Origin of the sequence: Longimicrobium sp., assembly GCF_036554565.1 — a bacterium.
In the GTDB taxonomy this organism is placed as follows: domain Bacteria; phylum Gemmatimonadota; class Gemmatimonadetes; order Longimicrobiales; family Longimicrobiaceae; genus Longimicrobium.
Genome location: NZ_DATBNB010000462.1, coordinates 1 through 2246, shown reverse-complemented (window position 1 = coordinate 2246; position 2246 = coordinate 1). Strand labels below are relative to the sequence as shown.

Sequence of the window (2246 nt, the reverse complement as noted above, 5' to 3'; positions counted from 1 at the left end):
ACCGGCGCGCCGGTGCTCGACGACGCGCTGGCCTGGGTGGACTGCCGCGTGCACGCCGCCCTTCCCGGCGGCGACCACACCATCTTCATCGGCGAAGTGCTCTCCGCCGGTGCGCGCGAAGGAACCCCGCTGCTGTACTATCGTGGAGGATACGGCCGTTTCAGCCACTGAATCGCGCAGGCCCGCAACCGGGGTCCTGGCCCGCGCCGCCCTGGCCGGGGTGGCGCTCGGCATCGCCGCGTTCGCGGCCGGCAGCCTGATCCTGTACGAGGCGCAGGGGGTGCTTTCGGCCGCGGGCGGGCTGGTGGCCACCTTTGCCGCCGCCCTCGCCGCCGGCGTGTGGGCCGGCTCGCCCGGCGCGCGCACCGGCCAGCCCCCCACCTGGCGCTGGGTGGGCGCGGGCATCGCCCTGGCACTGGCCGGCGGCTTCGGCACGCTGTGGGTGCACTTCGGCTGGGAGCGCTTCGGAGGCACGGCGCGCGCGCTGGCGCTGCTGTTCCTCGTAGGCGTGCCGGTGTACGCCATCGGCTTCCTCCTCCCGGCGCTCACCGCCTGGTCCGCCGAGTTCCACGCCGCGGGTGCAGACGAAGACGAGGATGAGCGCACCGGCCGCTCGCCCGCCGCGCGCGGCGTGGAGGAGACGGTGCTGGCCGTGCTGCTGGGCCTGGCCGGCGGCGCAGTGATGGGCGGGCTGGTGCTGATCCCGGCCTTCAGTCCCGGGCCGCTGCTGCTGGGGGTGGGCGCACTGCTCACCTTTCCCCTCGTCTTTCCCCGCGAGATGCCCGTCGCGGCGTCCGGCGGCGAGCGGGTGCTTCACGAAGAGGAAACGCCGTACGGCGTGGTCCGCGTCGCCGAGATGGTACACCCCGGCGGCAAGCGCCAGCCCGAGCTGCGCCTGTACGTGAACGAGGAGCTGGAGTCGGGCGAGCTGGAGCGCACGGGCGCGCCCACCTTCGGCTACATCGCGGCGGCGGAGCGGCTGCTCCGCGACACCACCTCGAATGGCTCCGCCTACCTCTTCCTGGGCGGAGGCGCCTGCACCCTGCCGCGGCGCATCGCGGAGGACGATCCGGGGGCGCGGATCACGGTGGTGGAGCTGGATCCCGCCATCACCCGTGCCGCCTACCGCTGGTTCGGGCTGCGGCCGGAGCACGGGCTGGCCATCCTGCACGGCGATGCGCGGGCGGTGGCGTCGGCCCTGCCGCGGGGCGGCTACGACCGGCTGGTGGTGGACGTGTACGGGGGCGACGAGATGGTGCCCGCGCATCTCGCGACGGTGGAGGCGCTGGAGGGGTTCCGCGCGCTGCTGAAGCCGGGCGGGCTGGTGCTGGTGAACGTGATCGGGGTGGCGGCGGGGGTGGGGGAGTGCCGGTTCTGGTCCACGGTGCACACCTTGGCCGCCGTCTTCCCGGCGGTGCGGCTGTACCACCAGCTGGGGCGCGACTATCCCGAGCGGCAGAACTTCCTGCTGGCGGCCTCGTCCGAGGCGGGAGCCTCGCTGCCGGCACGGGCAGGGCACTTCGATGCGTGGCCGGCGGACGAGTGGCCGCGGCTGCCCTGCGCGGCGGTGCTGCGCGACCGGGCTCCCGGGGACGAAGCGCCGCGCGCCGCACCCCCGGAGCGGGAGCGCGGCGCGCGGGTGGAGCCGGCCAGCGCGGACTAGCGCGCCTTGTTGCGCTTCTGCGCCTTTTTCTGCTGGCGCGCCATTTCGCCCTGCATGAACTCCACCTGCTTGCGGCGCATTTCCAGGTGCCGCTTCATCTGCTCGGCCTGCTTGAGCTTCTGGCCCTCGGTGCCCTTGTAGCGCTGCCGGTCCATCAGGCGCTTCATCATGCGGATGATGGGGCCGGCGACGTACTTGACCATGAACGCCTTGCGCTTCTGGCCCTTGGCTTCGAAGTCGGCGATCACGTACGGAAGCGCCTGCACCTGGTCCTGAAGCTGGCGGTGCCGTTCTTCGGGCGAAATCTTGGGCTTCTTATTCTTGGCCATGATGGCGTAGGTTCGGTCGGCTTGGGGGACTGCGGCCGCGGCGTCGGGCGGCGGTGTCGGTACACCGGTGCATGGGGGCGGTTCTCGCCCGTTCACCGGGGCCACAATCGTAGCCGCCGCGCGCCGCGCTCACAAGGCGGCGCCTCTCGCGCCGGACAGGCCGGATGCGCCCGGCGCTGTCATCCTGCGGCCCAGGCGAACGACACTGGCCCGCACACTTCGGGGGTGGGTGCGTCCTCGGCTGTGCTGGGGCG

General features: G+C 73.1%; 3 protein-coding genes. 2 read left to right on the top strand and 1 reads right to left on the bottom strand.

Features of this window, described 5'->3' with window-relative positions; genetic code table 11:
• The first annotated feature begins 12 nt into the window (after positions 1–12).
• Entirely contained in the window at positions 13–171 is a 159-nt protein-coding gene (locus VIB55_RS25485; protein WP_349263020.1) for a flavin reductase family protein, read from the top strand.
• A complete protein-coding gene (locus tag VIB55_RS12710) occupies positions 143–1663 on the top strand; it encodes a fused MFS/spermidine synthase (protein WP_331877021.1) in 1521 nt (506 codons plus the stop codon). The genes VIB55_RS25485 and VIB55_RS12710 overlap by 29 nt, the downstream gene beginning before the upstream one ends.
• Here the strand turns inward: VIB55_RS12710 and VIB55_RS12705 are convergent.
• A complete protein-coding gene (locus VIB55_RS12705; RefSeq protein WP_331877020.1) occupies positions 1660–1992 on the bottom strand; it encodes a hypothetical protein in 333 nt (110 codons plus the stop codon). The two genes, VIB55_RS12710 and VIB55_RS12705, sit on opposite strands and share 4 nt — an antisense overlap.
• Positions 1993–2246: the final 254 nt, after the last annotated feature.

Bases quoted from the DNA above. Each gene is read 5' to 3' on its own strand.
- VIB55_RS12705 (WP_331877020.1), bottom strand. From the start codon at position 1,992: ATGGCCAAGAATAAGAAGCCCAAGATTTCGCCCGAAGAACGGCACCGC.